The organism is Mangrovicella endophytica, assembly GCF_002893625.1.
GTDB lineage: Bacteria > Pseudomonadota > Alphaproteobacteria > Rhizobiales > Rhizobiaceae > Mangrovicella > Mangrovicella endophytica.
This window is the reverse complement of sequence record NZ_PKMZ01000001.1, coordinates 575144-588414: the sequence shown is the minus strand read 5'-3', so window position 1 is coordinate 588414 and position 13271 is coordinate 575144. Positions and strand designations below refer to the sequence as shown.

General features: G+C 66.5%; 12 protein-coding genes. 1 reads left to right on the top strand and 11 read right to left on the bottom strand.

Translation table 11 applies throughout. The annotated features are described in order from the left end of the window. Positions 1–41: 41 nt before the first annotated feature. Together C0R46_RS02745 and C0R46_RS02740 are read right to left on the bottom strand one after the other, a co-directional pair. Positions 42–809 carry a FadR/GntR family transcriptional regulator gene (locus C0R46_RS02745; RefSeq protein ID WP_102958035.1) on the bottom strand — a complete coding sequence of 256 codons (768 nt, stop codon included), beginning with the start codon at positions 807–809 and terminating at the stop codon, positions 42–44. 238 nt (positions 810–1047) lie between these two features. Further along, entirely contained in the window at positions 1048–1872 is an 825-nt protein-coding gene (locus tag C0R46_RS02740) for a polyphosphate kinase 2 family protein (RefSeq protein ID WP_102958034.1), read from the bottom strand. A gap of 186 nt (positions 1873–2058) precedes the next feature. Here C0R46_RS02740 and C0R46_RS02735 point away from each other — a divergent pair, with 186 nt between their 5' ends. Then, positions 2059–3138 carry an NAD(P)-dependent alcohol dehydrogenase gene (locus C0R46_RS02735; RefSeq protein ID WP_102958577.1) on the top strand — a complete coding sequence of 360 codons (1080 nt, stop codon included), beginning with the start codon at positions 2059–2061 and terminating at the stop codon, positions 3136–3138. 91 nt (positions 3139–3229) lie between these two features. On the opposite strand, the gene C0R46_RS02730 is transcribed toward C0R46_RS02735, so the two are convergent. The 9 genes from C0R46_RS02730 to rutD all read right to left on the bottom strand — a co-directional run bounded on the left by C0R46_RS02730 (position 3230) and on the right by rutD (position 13270). After that, positions 3230–4183: a substrate-binding domain-containing protein gene (locus C0R46_RS02730; protein ID WP_102958033.1), complete on the bottom strand. Its 954-nt coding sequence runs from the start codon at positions 4181–4183 to the stop codon at positions 3230–3232. A gap of 117 nt (positions 4184–4300) precedes the next feature. Then, entirely contained in the window at positions 4301–5302 is a 1002-nt protein-coding gene (locus C0R46_RS02725) for an ABC transporter permease (protein WP_102958032.1), read from the bottom strand. Next, on the bottom strand, positions 5299–6858 hold the full coding sequence (locus C0R46_RS02720) for a sugar ABC transporter ATP-binding protein (protein WP_102958031.1): 1560 nt from the start codon (positions 6856–6858) through the stop codon (positions 5299–5301). Before C0R46_RS02720 ends, C0R46_RS02725 begins: the two co-directional genes overlap by 4 nt. Further along, positions 6855–8030: a Gfo/Idh/MocA family protein gene (locus C0R46_RS02715; protein ID WP_102958030.1), complete on the bottom strand. Its 1176-nt coding sequence runs from the start codon at positions 8028–8030 to the stop codon at positions 6855–6857. Before C0R46_RS02715 ends, C0R46_RS02720 begins: the two co-directional genes overlap by 4 nt. Continuing rightward, a complete protein-coding gene (locus tag C0R46_RS02710; protein ID WP_102958029.1) occupies positions 8027–9097 on the bottom strand; it encodes a sugar phosphate isomerase/epimerase family protein in 1071 nt (356 codons plus the stop codon). The genes C0R46_RS02715 and C0R46_RS02710 overlap by 4 nt, the downstream gene beginning before the upstream one ends. Before the next feature lie 76 nt (positions 9098–9173). Continuing rightward, positions 9174–10484, bottom strand: a complete 1311-nt coding sequence (gene xylA, locus C0R46_RS02705; RefSeq protein ID WP_102958576.1) for a xylose isomerase — start codon at positions 10482–10484, stop codon at positions 9174–9176. Between the two features lie 103 nt (positions 10485–10587). Beyond that, complete coding sequence (locus tag C0R46_RS02700; protein ID WP_102958028.1) at positions 10588–11616, bottom strand: LacI family DNA-binding transcriptional regulator; 1029 nt, start codon at positions 11614–11616, stop codon at positions 10588–10590. Positions 11617–11809: 193 nt separating this feature from the next. Then, positions 11810–12373 (bottom strand): HutD/Ves family protein, encoded by a 564-nt coding sequence (locus tag C0R46_RS02695; protein WP_102958027.1) that lies wholly within the window; start codon positions 12371–12373, stop codon positions 11810–11812. Between the two features lie 114 nt (positions 12374–12487). Then, entirely contained in the window at positions 12488–13270 is a 783-nt protein-coding gene (gene rutD, locus C0R46_RS02690) for a pyrimidine utilization protein D (RefSeq protein WP_102958026.1), read from the bottom strand. Between the last annotated feature and the right edge of the window lies 1 nt (position 13271).

The following is a 13271-nucleotide window of genomic DNA, read 5'->3' as shown; positions in this document are numbered from 1 at the left end:
TTCTCACACCGCGATGCGCACTCGCACCGCCAGGTTGAAAATCAACGCAGCCCTTCGGCCGCGCCCTGGTGCCCGCCGTCGTGGCGCGAGCACATCGCTCCCGCCGCGCCGGCATCTGCTTTCCCGCCGCCCTCCCCCTCCGGGTAGAGCTGACGCGTGACGTCGTCGAAGGCGCTCTCGATCAGGCGCCGCATGTAAAGGGCCGCCGCCTCGCCGTCACGATCCCTGATCGCCTCCAGAACGCGCCGGTGCTGCTGCACACTGTCGCGCTGGGTGATCTGGCGCCAGCTCAGCGAGAAGGAGATCGACAGGCTGCGCTCGATCATGGTTCCAAGCGAAACCAGGATCGGATTGGCCGTCGCCTCCAGAATGATGCGATGGAAGGCAAGGTCCGCCGCGATCTGCTCGCTGGAGCCGCGCGGATTCTCCGCCATTCCGTCGAGCGCCGCTTCGAGCCGTACGATCTGCTCCTGGCTGATCCGCTCGGCAGCCGCATGCGCCGCTGCCGGCTCGTTGATCAGCCGCATCTCATAGAGTGCCTCGACGAAGGGGCGGCTGATGCCGGCGAAGAGGTGCCAGCCCATCACGTCGGCATCGAGCATGTTCCACTGGATCGGCTCGCTGACGCGTGTTCCCACCTTCGGTCCGACGGTGACGAGCCCCTTTGCCGAAAGGTGGCGCATCGCCTCACGCACGACGGTTCGCGAGACGCCGTGATGCAGTTGGATCTCCTTTTCGGTCGGCAGGACCGTGCCGGGCGCGATCTCACCTGACGCGATGCGGCGACCATATTCGGCTGCCAGCATCATGGTCCGGTTCGATCGCGCGGACTCTGCGACGGATGTCGCCCGCTGAAGCAATTGCACTCTCCCACACCGGCTCCCTCCGGCGTCAATGGTCGTACCATTGCCGAAGTCACAGTCGTACGCAAGAGGCCAGAGCGCCCTCCGGCCGCAATGATACGATGTTAACAGCTTGAGGCTTAACGGCTGCGTGCGGGTGTGAGATCTCAGACTTGCAGGAGGGTGCGGCTGATGCCTTGCTACCTCACGTCTTGCCGCCGTCGGACTTGCCAGCCTTCATCAGACGGCGGAAAGCCTTCTCCACCTTGTCGTCGAGCTCGCGCGGCGCGAGGTCGATCCCATCCGACAGCCGGTCGGCGATGACCTCAAGGGCCGCGATCCGGGCGAAACGCTTGTCATTGGCCGGAATCACGGTCCAGGGGGCGTTGGCCGTGTCGGTGCGTTCAAGCATCTCGTCCGCCGCCGCTTCATAGGCCTCCCACTTCTCGCGGTTGCGAAAATCCTCGTAGCTCAGCTTCCAGCGCTTCAGGGGGTCGCTCATCCGCTTTTCGAAGCGACCGAGCTGCTCGTCGGGTGTGATGTAGAGGAATATCTTGGCGATGCGCGTGCCGGCATCGGTCAAGAGCCGCTCGAAATCGGTAATCTCCCGGTAGGCGCGCTTCCACTCGCCGGCTGTGGCAAAGCCCTCCACCCGCTCCACGAGGACGCGGCCATACCAGGAGCGATCGAAAACGGCGATCTCGCGCTTCGCCGGCAGCCGCTCCCAGAAGCGCGCGAGATAGTGGCGCTCCAGATCGTGCTCCCTGGGCGCGGCGATCGGCCAGACACGGAAGCTACGGGGATCGAGAACCGCCGACATCAGCCGGATGGTGCCGCCCTTGCCGGCAGCATCCCATCCCTCGAACACGACGACGGCGCTGTCGCCCGTGTCGAGATAGGCCTGCTGGATGCGCTGCAGGCGCGTCTGCAGCCCCGCCAGCCTCTCCTCGTAGTCTGCCTTGCCGAGGCGGCTTTCCATATTGAGGCCGGCCAGGCGCCGCGGTGCGTGATCGTCGTCCTGCATCATCATCCTTCCACTCGCAACACGCCGAGACATAGCGCGGGATCACAGGCAGCAAGGCGGCTCACCCGGAACGTCGAGCAATGGAAGGCAGACGTGGCGGAGCGCCAGGTCGCCGCGTCCTTCCACCCACTTGACGAGACTGCCATCCAGTCCGATGAGGTCGCCGATGAGCGAACCGCAAAGGATGGGCCGATGAGCGCCGCCGAGAAGCTTGAAACACAAGCGGGCAACGACCCGCGCTGCCTTGTTCTCGAGCGCAAGGGCGAATTGTCGCTGCGCCCCTTCCCGATCGAGGAAAGCGTCGGGCCGCACGATGTGCGCATCGCCATCAAGACGGTCGGCATCTGCGGCTCGGACGTCCACTACTACACGCATGGCGCCATCGGCTCCTTTGTCGTCAACGAACCGATGATCCTCGGTCATGAGGCGGCCGGCGTCGTCAGCGAGGTCGGCAGCGCCGTCACCACGCTGAAGGTCGGCGACCGCGTCTGCATGGAGCCCGGCATACCGGACCCGATCAGCCGCTCCAGCCGCCTTGGCCTCTACAATCTCGATCCGGCGGTGCGCTTCTGGGCGACGCCCCCGATCCACGGCGTGCTGCGCTCCAGCGTCGTGCATCCGGCATCGCTCACCTTCAAGCTGCCGGACAACGTCTCCTTTGCCGCCGGTGCGATGGTCGAGCCCCTGGCCGTCGGCGTTCACGCCGTCACCAAGGCCGCCGCCAAGCCCGGCAACATAGCCATCGTCGTTGGCGCTGGTCCGATCGGCCTCGTCACGGTGCTTGCGGCGGTTGCGGCCGGCTGCGCCAAGGTGTTCGTCAGCGACATCGACGACACCAAGCTGGAGCTGGCGAAGACGCTCGGTCCCGTCCGTCCGGTGAACGTCACCCGCGAAGACCTCGCGGCCGTCGTAAAGGCGGAGACCGAAGGCTGGGGCGCCGACGTCATCTACGAGTGCTCGGGGTCGGAGCGCGCCATCGCCGGCATCTTCGAGCCGCTCTGCCCCGGCGGCACAGTGGTCCTCATCGGCATGCCGCTGAAGCCGGTCACCTATGACGTCGTGGCCGCGATGCTGCGGGAGGCCCGCGTCGAGCACATCTTCCGCTATGCCCATGTCTTCGACCGCTGCGTCGCGATGCTCGCCTCCGGCGCCATCGACGTCTCGCCGCTGATCACCCGGACCTTTGCCTTCGAGGACAGCGTCGAGGCCTTCGACCTGGCGGCGAGCGCACCGGCCGGCCAGGTGAAGATGCAGATCGAGCTGGCGAAGTAGCCTGCGGCCCTCACCCGCTGCGCGGACGGGCGCTTTATACAAGAAGGGGCGCCGCAGCGCCCCTTCGCATGTCAGGTGATCCGTCAGCCGATCAGAACGGCGAATCCGGGAAGTAGAACTCGGCGGCATTGTCCTTTGTGACGAGCGTCGCGTCGAGGATGTAGCGGCCACGCACCGGCACCTGGTCGTAGAAGTTGGCAACCGTCAGCTCCATGGCCGTCGCCACCATTGCCGGCGGGTAGAGCACGTCGACCGGCATCATCGGGTCGCCGTCCTGCACCTTCTTGATCATGTCCTTCATGCCGGCGCCGCCGATCACCATCTTGATGTCGGAGCGGCCGGCCTGCTGGATCGCCTCGAGCACGCCAACGGCCATGTCGTCGTCCTGGCACCAGACGGCATCGATCTTCTGGTACTTGGTCAGGAAGTCCTGCATGACCTTGAAGGCATCGTCGCGCGACCAGTTGCCGAACTGCTTGTCGAGCACCTTGATGCCGCTGCCGGCGATCGCGTCGTCAAAACCCTTCTGCCGCTCCTCGTCGATGACGATCGGCAGGCCCCGGATGACGACGACGTCAGCCGTCCCGAGCTTCTCCTTCATGTACTCGCCGGCGACCCGGCCGAGCTCCGGATTGTTGCCGGCGACGTAGAGGTCCTGGATCGACGGGTCGGAGAGCGCGCGGTCGACGACCGTGATGAAGATGCCCTTGTCCTTCACCTGGCGGATCGGATCGGTCAGCTCATCCGAGTTATGCGGCAGCGTGACCAGCGCGTCGACGCCCTGCGTCGTCAGGTCCTCCAGCGCGTTCGCCTGCGTGGCGCCGTCCGGCGAGGTCTTGACGATGATCTTCAGGCCCGGATGGGCCTTCTCCAGCGCCGCCTTGGCGCGCTCGGCGTGATAGACGACGCCGCCGGTCCAGCCATGGTCGGCCGCCGGGATCGAGACGGCGATGGTGACCTCCTTGTTCTCCTGAGCATAGGCGGCGCCGCCGAGGCTGGCCGCCGACGCCAGCGCGAAGGCAAGGCCTGCAAAAGTCTTCTTCATGTGGTTTCACTCCCAAAGTTGAGGCCGGATGCCGAGCGACGGGCGGCCCACCTCCGTCTGCTCCTCCCGGACTGCGCCACCGACAAAGCGGCCCCGCAGTCCAATTCTTGCGCGTCCCTAGCGTCGCGACAGCGAGCGCTGCACCAGCATGGCGATGATGATGATGGCGCCCTGCACCGCGCCGATCAGATATTCGCTGACAAGGTCCGACAGGACCATGATGTTGCCGACGACTTCGAGGATCAGCGCGCCGCAGACGGTGCCCCAGATGCGGCCGACGCCGCCCCTCAGCGCCGTGCCGCCGATGACGACCGCGGTGATCGCCTGCAGCTCCCAGAGGAGGCCGGTCGTCGGCGTTGCGGCGCCGAGGCGCGGCACGTAGACGAGCACGGCGATGGCCACGCAGATGCCCTGGATGATGTAGGTGACGGTACGCACGCGATTGACCGGGATGCCGGAATAGCGCGCCACGTCGTCATTGGAGCCCACCGCGATGACATGCCGGCCGAACGAGGTGCGGTAGAGGATGAAGGCACCGATGATCGCCACCACGGCCACGACGATGATCGGCACCGGCACACCGAAGACGTCGCCGAAATAGACCGGTCGATAGGTCGCCCGTAGCTCCTGCGACTTCATCGCGATCGAGCCGCCCTCGGCGAGATAGATCGTCAGCGCCCGGAAGATGCCCATGGTGCCGAGCGTGACGATGAAGGGCTCGATGCGGCCAACCGTCGTGATCAACCCGTTGGCGAGACCGCAGGCGGCGCCGACCCCGACAGCCAGCAGCATTGCCGCCGCCAGCATCGGCAGGTTCCCGTCAAGCGGCGCGGCGTTCATGAACAGGATCATCACGCCGGCAACGAAGGCCGACATCGCCCCGACCGACAGGTCGAGCCCGCCGGCCGAAATGACGAAGGTGGCACCGACCGCGATGATGGCGATGAAGGCGCTGCGCGTGGCGACGTTCAAGAGATTGTCGATGCCGATGAAGGTCGGATTGACGATGGTGCCGAAGACGAGCAGCACGGCCAGCGCCACAAAAGGCGCGACGGCGCGCAGGTCGACATCCTTCCAGGATCGTCGCACCGGCTTTCCGGTGGCGGCAAGATCGGTCATGCGCGTTCCGCCACGAGGGCGGCCTCCTCGGCTGTGGCTCCCGTCGCATGCACGACGATCTCGTTTTCGTTCATGTGCTCGCCGCTCACCTCGGCGACGATGCGCCCCTCCCGCATCACGAGGATGCGGTCGCAGATGCCGATCAGCTCGGGCATCTCGGAGGACACGACGATCACCGACTTGCCGGCCTCCGCGAGAGAGGCGATGAAGCGGTAGATCTGTTCCTTGGTGCCGATGTCGATGCCGCGCGTCGGCTCGTCGATGATGATGATCGAGGGGTCGAGCAGCATCATCTTGGCGATCAGCAGCTTCTGCTGGTTGCCGCCGGACAGCTGGCCCGCCAGCAGGTCCTTGCGGCGGGTGCGGATGTCGAATTCTTCGATCGCGCCATCGAGCGCGGTCCGCTCGCGACCCTTGTCGATCAGGAAGCCGCGCACGAAACGACCGAGCGCGGCGAGCGTCAGGTTGATCCTGAGACTTTCGGCCAGCAGCAGGCCTTTGCCCTTCCGGTCCTCGCTGAGATAGACGATGCCGGCGCGCATGCTGTCGCGGACATCGGAGAAGCGCTTCGGCCGCCCGTCGAGCCGCACCGCGCCGTGTGCCGTCCGAAGCCCGACGAGGCCCTCCATCAGCTCCGTGCGTCCGGCGCCGATCAGCCCGGCAAAGCCGAGGATCTCGCCGCGCTTCAGCCGGAACGTCGCGCCCTTGGCGTAACCCGGCACATCGAGGCCCTCGACCTCCAGCACCGCCTCATCGCCGGCGGCGGCACGGTGATCGGGATAAAGCTTGGAGACATCGCGCCCGACCATCAGCCGGGCCATGTCGGCCGTCTCCAACCGGTCGGCCAGCTCGCTCGTCACCCGGCGGCCGTCGCGCAGCACGGTGACGCGGTCGGCGATCGCCTTCACTTCCGGCAATCGGTGGGAGATGTAAAGGACGGCAACACCCTTGCGGCGGATCGTGTCGATGACGGCGAGCAGCGCCTCCGTCTCGGTCGGCGTCAGCGACGCCGTCGGCTCGTCGAAGATCACCAGCCGGTGCGGCACCAGGAGCGCGCGCGCGATCTGCACGAGCTGACGCTGCGCGATCGACAGGCGCCCGACCACAACGCTTGGGTCTATATCGGCGCCGAGGCTGCGCACCGCGGCGGCGGCGCCCTCGTTCATGGCGCGGTCATCGACCGTGAAACCGCGCCGCAGCTCGCGGCCGAGATAGATGTTCTGCGCGACGGTCAGGTCCGGCGCCAGCAGGATCTCCTGATGCACGAGCACGATGCCGCGATGCTCGGCATCCACCGGTCCCGCGAACGCCACGGGATCACCATCGATCGAGAGCGTCCCGCGGGTCGGCTGCAGGTGGCCGGCGAGAAGCTTCATCAGCGTCGACTTGCCGGCACCGTTCTCGCCGATGATGGCATGCACCTCGCCGCTCGCGATGGTGAGGTCGATGTCCTTCAGCACCTCGACCATGCCGAACGCCTTGGCGAGGCCGCGCACCTCCATCAGCGGCGCGGCCGTCGCCGGTATGGTCGAAGCGCGTGGTACGGCGACGCTCATCCGATCGGCGTCCAAACGTTGCCGGCGGTAGAGGACTTCACCGCGGCCGCGATGAATTTCATCCCCGCGAGACCGTCCTGCACCGTGGGATAGATGACGTCCGGATCGGCCGGCTGGCCGCTCTCGGCCGCGCGGATCGCCCGAGCCGCCTCCGCATAGATCGTGGCGAAGCCCTCGAGATAACCCTCCGGATGGCCGCTCGGGATGCGGCTGACCCGCGCGGCCTGCGGCCATGCGCCGGCACCGGCGCGTGTTAAAAGCTGCTTGGGCTCGCCGAACCGGGTGAACCAGAGATAGTTCGGGTCGGCCTGGGTCCATTCCAGCCCGGCCTTCGCGCCATAGACGCGCAGCTTCAGTCCGTTTTCGTGGCCGACCGCTACCTGGCTCGCCCACAGCATGCCCTTGGCGCCGCCCGCATAGCGCAGCAGGATCTGCACGTCGTCATCGAGCGCACGGCCCTCCACGAACGTGGACAGTTGCGCCAGCAGCTCGCTCGCCTCGAGCCCGGTGACGAAGGCCGCGAGGTTGTAGGCATGGGTGCCGATATCCCCGATACAGCCGCCGGCGCCGGACCGCGCCGGGTCCGTCCGCCACTCCGCCTGCTTGGAGCCGGCGAGCTCCGCCCGCTCGGTCAGCCAGTCCTGCGGATACTCTGCCTGGACGAGACGGATGCGACCGAGCTCGCCGGCCTCCACCATCGCCCGGGCTTGCCGGATCATCGGGTAGCCGGTGTAGTTGTGGGTAAGGACGAAGAGCTTGCCGGAGCGCTCGACGAGATGGACCAGTTCCTCGGCCTCCTCCACCGTCGTCGTTAGCGGCTTGTCGCAGATGACGTGGATTCCGGCGTTGAGGAAGGCGCGGGCCGCCGGCGCATGCATGTGGTTGGGCGTGACGATCGCCACCGCCTCGATGCCGTCCGGCCGTGCCGCTTCCGCCCTCGCCATCTCCTCGAAGGAGCCATAGGCGCGATCATCGGCAATGCCGATCTCGCGCGCCGAGGCTTTCGACTTCTCCGGCGTCGAGGAGAGTGCGCCAGCGACCAGCGCGAACTGGTCATCAATGCGCGCGGCGATGCGGTGCACGGCACCGATGAAGGCGCCCTGCCCGCCGCCGACCATGCCGAGGCGGATACGCCGGGTCGTGCCGTCCTGCCGACCTGCTTCGATGGTCATCGATCGCCTCCGGACGAAAGGCCGAGCATCTTGCGGTTCGCCGCGTCGTCCGTGCCGGCACCGGCGAAGTCGTCGAAGGCATGCTCGGTGACGCGGATGATGTGCGCGGCGATGTATTCGGCGCCCTCACGCGCGCCGTCCTCGGGATGCTTCAGCGCGCATTCCCATTCGAGCACCGCCCAGCTCGCATAGTCATAGGCGGTGAGCTTGGAGAAGATGGCGCCGAAGTCGACCTGCCCGTCGCCAAGCGAGCGGAATCGGCCGGCCCGGTTCACCCAGCTCTGGAAGCCGCCATAGACGCCCTGCCGTCCCGTCGGATTGAACTCGGCGTCCTTCACGTGGAAGGCTTTGATGCGCTCGTGATAAATGTCGATGTAGTCGAGATAATCGAGCTGCTGCAGCACGAAGTGCGACGGGTCGTAGAGGAGATTGGCGCGGGCGTGATTGCCCACCCGCTCCAGGAACATCTCATAGGAGATGCCGTCGTGCAGATCTTCGCCCGGATGGATTTCGTAGGCGAGGTCGACGCCATTCTCGTCGGCATAGTCGAGCAGCGGTCGCCAGCGGCGCGCCAGCTCGTCAAAAGCCGCCTCGACGAGGCCGGCTGGCCGCTGCGGCCATGGATAGACATAGGGCCAGGCCAGCGCGCCCGAAAACGTGGCGTGGGCGTTGAGGCCGAGATGCCTCGATGCGCGCAGCGCCCGCTTCACCTGATCGACCGCCCATTCGGTGCGGGCCGCCGGGTTGCCGCGGACGTCCGGCGCGGCAAAGCCATCGAAGGCCGTATCGTAGGCAGGATGGACGGCAACGAGCTGTCCCTGCAGATGCGTCGACAGCTCGGTGACGGCGAGCCCATGGCTGGCGGCGACCCCGGCGATCTCGTCGCAATAATCCTTGGAGTCGGACGCCTTCGTCAGGTCGAACAGGCGCGCGTCCCATGTCGGGATCTGCACGCCCTTGTAGCCGAGCGAGGCGGCCCAGCCGCAGATGGCGTCGAACGAGTTGAACGGCGCCGCATCGCCCGCGAACTGGGCGAGAAAGATCGCCGGCCCCTTGATGGTCTTCATGAGGTCTCCTCCCGAGACTTCTGCAATTCAATGAAGATCCTGATCCACCCTCCCGGCGGATCAGGATCGTTCCCGCTCAGACGTAGCGGTTGACGACGTTCTCCAGATACTCCTGTCGGCCCGAGCGCGGCTGCGGCTGGATGCCATCCGTTGCTACCCGCGCGGCGATCTCCTCCAGCGTCCGCTCGCCGTTCAGCATGGCCTGAGCCTCAGGCGCCGTCCAGCCCGCATAGCGCTCTTCCAGCGGCCCGGAGAGCGCCTCGTCCTCGATCATGCGTGCCGCCGCCTTCAGGCCCCGCGCGCAGCAATCGATGCCGCCGATATGGCCGATCAGCAGGTCTTCCGGATCCAGCGACTGACGGCGCAGCTTGGCGTCGAAGTTGGTGCCGCCGGTGGTGAAGCCCCCGCCCTTCAGCACCTGGTAGAAGGCCAGCGCCATCTCCGGCACGTTGTTGGGGAACTGGTCGGTGTCCCAGCCGGACTGGTAGTCGTTACGGTTCATGTCGATGGAGCCGAAGATGCCGAGCGCATTGGCGAGCGCCAGTTCGTGCTCGAAGGAGTGGCCGGCCAGGATCGCGTGGCCCTGCTCGATATTGACCTTGACCTCGTTCTCCAGCCCGTAGGTCTTCAGGAAGCCGTAGACGGTCGCGACATCGTAATCGTACTGGTGCTTGGTCGGCTCCTGGGGCTTCGGCTCGATCAGGATGGTGCCGTCGAAGCCGATCTTGTGCTTGTAGTCGACGACGAGGTTGAGGAAGCGGCCCATCTGGTCGAGCTCGCGCTTCAGGTCGGTGTTGAGCAGCGTCTCGTAACCTTCGCGCCCGCCCCACAAAACGTAGTTCGCACCGCCAAGACGCTTGGTGACATCGAGGCAGCTTTTCACTGTCGCTGCGGAATAGGCGAAGACATCCGGGTCCGGATTGGTCGCAGCGCCCGACATGTAGCGGCGGTTGGTGAAGAGGTTGGCGGTACCCCACAGGAGGTTCACACCCGTCTCCGCCTGCTTCTGCCCGAAGTAGTCGGCGATCTCGTCTAGCCGGGCAATGCTTTCGGCGAGCGTATCGCCCTCCGGACGCACGTCGTGATCGTGGAAGCAGTAGAAGGGCACGCCGAGCAGGGTGAAGAGCTCGAAGGCGACATCTGCCTTCAGCTTGGCGTCCGCCATGGCGTCACCATACCAGGGCCGCTCGAAGGTGCGGCCGCCGAACGGGTCGCCACCCTCCCAGGCGAAGGAGTGCCAGTAGGCGACGGAGAAGCGCAGGTGGTCCTCCATGCGCTTGCCGAGCACGATCTCGTCCGGATTGTAATGCCGGTAGGCGAGCGGATTGGTGGAGTCCGGACCCTCGTACCGGGCCGGCTTGATGTCGCCGAAGAAGCCGCTGTTCATAGTGATGCCGTCCATCTCTATCGATTGCATGGGAGCCGATCACCACCCGCCGGGGCGGCAGTCGGCATTGATGGCGCGGCACGATTGGCCACGCCATTGACGCTCATGGGACGTTGTCCCGAAGGTAGATCTCGATCCGGATCGTCTCCTGCGCGTCGATGACGGGCAGGCCGTCGACCTTGGCCTTCAGAACCCGGATGGCGCTGCGCACTTCGTGCCCGGCATCCTGGTTGATCACTGCGTCGAAGGTGCCGTCGGCGAGCGCCTGGCGGGCATGATCGGTCAGTTCATGGGCGACCACAGCGATGTGAGGCAACGACGCCGAACGGTCGCGGAGCGCTTCGATGACGCCGCGATTGCCGGCACCCACACTATAGAGGCCGACGATGTCGTCTCGCGCGGCCAACGTATCGCGCAGGAGGCGCCCGGCCGTGCGGGCGTCGTCGCGCCCCTCCAACGGCGGCAGCACGTCCAGCCCCGGATATTCGGCGGCGATGACGGCACGAAAGCCGTCGCAGCGCTCCACATGGTCGCGCACGGCCATCGAGCCGACGACGAGCGCGATCGTGCCGGCACGCCCACCGACGAAGCGGCCGAGCAGTCCGGCCGCGGTGCGGCCTGCGGCGACATTGTCGATGCCGACATAATGGCTGCGCGAGACCACCTCGATGTCCGATACCAGGGTGACGATCTCGACACCCCGACGATGCAGCCGCTCCAGCGCGGCGATGACGGCGGGCGATCCTGCGGCCACCAGCGCGACGCCCGACAGATCGGCCGTTTCCAGACCATTCAGCGCGGCGGCAAGGGCAGCGCCGTCGAAGGGCGGAACCTTGATGATGCGGATATCGGTGCGCTCCAGCCGCGAGCGCAGGCCTGACAGCTCGATCTCGCGCTCCAGCCCACGCATGAAGCTGTTCGGCCCTTCAGGGACGATGAAGGCGAAGCGGTAGACGCGGCTCTTGGCGAGATTGGCAGCGGCAACGTCGCGGACATAGCCGAGCCGTGCGATCGCCGTCTCGACGCGCTCGATCGTCTCGCTGCGAACGCCGGCCCGGCGGTTCAGCACGCGATCAACCGTCGCAAGGCTGACGCCCGCAGCCTCCGCCACGTCGTGAACGGTTGGTCTCACCCCGATCTCCTCCCGGTTCGGAGTGGTAGCGCAGTCTCTGAGGTACGTAAATCAGAATTGCTCGCGGCGGCGCGAAGCGTCCGCGCTGCAGCGCAAAAAGACGACGCCAAGCTGCTGTGGGATTCGACCCGACGGGCTCTCGAGCCGTCCACCGTCGCATGGCTCGGAGCTTGAAGACGGCGCAGCCGTCAAGTCAGCTCAGGGGGGCGGCCTGCATCGTTACGTCGATGGTGATCAAGACGCCCTTGCCGGTCACCTTCAAGGCTTTGCCCGGCTGTCCCTCGATCATCACCATGCCGCCGGATTCCAGCGTCCTCTCGCCTGCGGCAAAGGCTCCGGCCACGGCATAGGCGCAGCTGATGTCAGCTGTCTGCAGCGTCGTCCCGCCGAGGTGGACGGCCACCACCGAGCTTGCCGCGCCCCGTCGAGTCATGACGTTGAAGTCTCTGGAGGCGCCGCGCAGGTCGATCGCCTCCACCGCGACATCACCGGAGAAGGAGACGCTCTCGAAGGGCCGCACCGGAACCACCACCCCGTCGACTAGGAGGTCGAATCCCTCACCTTCGATCAGGGTCAGCTGGCGATCGATGCCGGGCAGACGTGAAAACGGCCCGGGCGCGATGACGTCGGCGATGGAGAGCCGCAGCAGAAGTTGCCCATCCGCGGTCTCGCGCCGCAGCAGTTCGGTGGTAGTGCCTTGCCCGTTCGCCCAAGGCATGCGCCGATAGTCGGAAGGATGAAGGATCTCGATCGCCACGCCGGTCGCTGCCTCCTCTGCGGTACCCCAACTCGTACCGCGCGGGATATAGTATAGACAATAACCTCGTGTATGCGGCGGTTCGATCGCTGCGACTGCGGAAGGTTGGCGCGGCTAGCCGCCCTGCCCCTGCAGGAAATGGAGCATCGCTGCGTTGACGCTCGCCGGTTCGGTCACGTTGACGGCATGCGCACCGTGGTCGAGCAGCAGCAGCTCGGAATGCGGCAGCGCCTCGGCAAGACGGAGCGAGCGCGTATAGGGCACCAGCAGATCGTCACGGGCGGCGATCACCAGGGCCGGCGCCATGACGTTGCCGATGCGATCCTCGACATCGAAGCTGCGCAGCGCGGCGATGCGCCGCAGGATCGTCTCGCGGCCCTGGAAGTGACGGATCGCGTGCGCCTCCTCCACCGTCAGCCGCTCGGCGTGCTCCGCCATCCAGACGGCGGGGTAGAGGAACAGCGGCTGCGCCTTCACGAAGGCGGCGACGCCCGCCTTTTCCAGAAGCTCGATCCGGATATCGAAGCAGCGGCCGGAATGCGGATCTGCCCTCGCCCAGGCATTGATCAGGACGAGGCTCTGGACCAGATCGGGACGCTGCAGCGCCAGTTGCAGGCCGATCAGCCCGCCGAGCGCGTGGCCGGCGAAGTGGAAACGCTCGAGCTTCAGCGTTTCCACGATCTCCAGGACGTCGTTGGCCATGGCCGCGATGCCGCCGTCGGCGGGCACCTTGCCGCCGCTGCGTCCGGTGCCGCGATGATCATAGGCGACGATGCGGCAGAAAGGCTGCAGCGCTTCGATCTGCGGCGCCCAGTAGGATGCCGAGCCGCCGAGGCCCGAGGAGAGGAGCAGTGTCGGTGCCGCCGCATCGCTGCGGCCGTGGACCTCGTAATGCAAG